Origin of the sequence: Inquilinus limosus MP06, from assembly GCF_000767795.1 — a bacterium.
Classification (GTDB): Bacteria; Pseudomonadota; Alphaproteobacteria; order DSM-16000; family Inquilinaceae; genus Inquilinus; species Inquilinus limosus_E.
Window position 1 is genome coordinate 1 of the sequence record NZ_JANX01000848.1, and the last position, 1,885, is coordinate 1,885.

The 1,885-nt window shown below is 68.8% G+C and carries 2 protein-coding genes; both read right to left on the reverse strand.

Annotated features, from left to right (window positions below; translation table 11 throughout):
• A partial coding sequence (locus tag P409_RS33125) for a hypothetical protein (protein ID WP_034848706.1) occupies positions 1 to 1,501 on the reverse strand: 1,501 nt, incomplete at its 3' end.
• A gap of 47 nt (positions 1,502 to 1,548) precedes the next feature.
• A partial coding sequence (locus P409_RS39655; protein WP_430515676.1) for a hypothetical protein occupies positions 1,549 to 1,885 on the reverse strand: 337 nt, incomplete at its 5' end.

The window sequence follows — 1,885 nt, forward strand, 5'->3', positions numbered from 1 at the left end:
ACGTCGTCCGCATCCCGATCGGCTGCTTCGGGCCGGGATCGAGCTCCTCATACTCAACCTTCGCGTCCGGCCGGAAGTCGAGGGTGCCATCCGCGACGACGGGCAGGTAGCCGCTGTTGGTGATGCGCGCCCGGGCGGCGCTGGTCGCGTAGTCCTCCTTGGCGTTGCCGATGGCCACCGGGCCGAAGACCGGCTGCCCCTGGGGGGACACGAAGCCCGTCGTCGCGACCTGCACCAGGCTCCGTTGCGCCGTGGCGTCGCCGGCCGAGACACTGTCCGCCACCAGCCGCGGATAGAAGATGTTGGAGTCCATGTCGAAGTAGTAGAGTTCCTCCATCCGGCTCAGATACGAGCCGCCGAAGGAGGATCGCAGGGTGCGGCCGTCCGGCGCGACAGCGGCCCCGTTCACGGCCGAGATCCTGTCGATGACGGCGCCGTCCGGCTCCGCCCGGCACATGTAGCAGGGCTGGAAGGAGCTGAAGAACATCAGCTTCGCGGCCTCCTGCTCCTGGGCCAGGAACCGGCTGCGGATCTCCACCACCTTGGCCGGCGCCACCTCCTGGCCGCCGGCCCCCGTCAGCCCGCTGATGTACCGGACCACCGGGCTGCCCGCCTGCCAGTCGCCCGCGCGGCAGACGACGTTCATGAACGAGACCACCCGCGTCTCGGCATGGGCGATCCGGCTGCGCTTCTTCTCGTTCAGCACCAGCAGGGCCAGCTGAAGCTTCGCCGGGGTCTGGACCGCGAGGGCCGCGGCGATGTTGTAGCCGCGCTTCTGGTGGCCCTCGTCCCATTCATTGGCGAGCAGCGCCAGGACCTGGCGCATGGCGGAGCTCTGGTCGCCGAGGTCCCTGCCGTCGAAGACGTCGCTGTACTTGCCGCCGAACGTCTCGATGCTGCCGAAGACGTCGGCGACGAAGATCCGGTCGATGTTCTCGATGAAGTCGCGCTGGAGCTGGATCTGGTGGACGAAGGCCGGCTGCAGATAGGCGTAGTCGCGGATCGCGGTGCTCTCGGTGATCCGGAACACGCCCGACTTGCCGATCTCGCTGTCGCCGCTGCGCAGATCGAGGCTCAGATCGAAGGTGCCGGGCAGCGCGCCGCCGGCCACGAGCTGGATCCGCCGCGACGACTTGCGCTGCAGCAGCATCATCTTGTCGTTGTTGATGTAGAGGAACGGCAGGGATTCATAGGCGATCGAGTTCCACCCCGGCACCGCCACGTCGAGGATGACATGCCCGCCCTCCTTCGCCGCCGCGGCCAGGTAGCTGAGCGCGGCGGGCAGCAGGTAGAGGTCGTCGCGGGCGGCATCGGCACCGAGCCAGGCATCGGCGGTGCGGTTGATCTTCGCATCCGCGACATCGACGCTGTACAGGTAGAAGTCCTTGGCGTCGGTCAGGTCGCTCTTGTAGGTGGGATAGCTCAGCTCCGGGATCGCCAGCGCGTAGGTGCGGTCGCCGGGCAGGCCGCTGCCCCACAGATAGGCTCCGAAGGTCGTCATCGCAGAGATCCTCCTGCTGCGGGCGCCGGCGCGGATGCGTCCGGGCGCTAGGACAGGTCGCCGATGAAGGTCTGGGCGCCGGAACCGGCGGTGGTGCTGACCGTGCCGAACACCGTGACCGCGGCGGTGACCATGGCCTGCGCGGCCGCCAGGACCGGCGCCTCGGTGGCCGCCGCCTCCGGATTCTCGGCCATCTTCTTGGCCACCACGGCCTGGACCGCGAGCGCGATCTGCATGATGCCGTTCATGTACCCGGTCGCATCCTGCACCGCGAGGCCGGCGGCCTCGGTCACCATCACCTCGGGCGGGCCCTGGACCAGCTGCGGCAGCGCCGCCGTGGTCTGCTGGTTGGCGAAGCCGACCGCCTGGACGATCTGCTGGTTC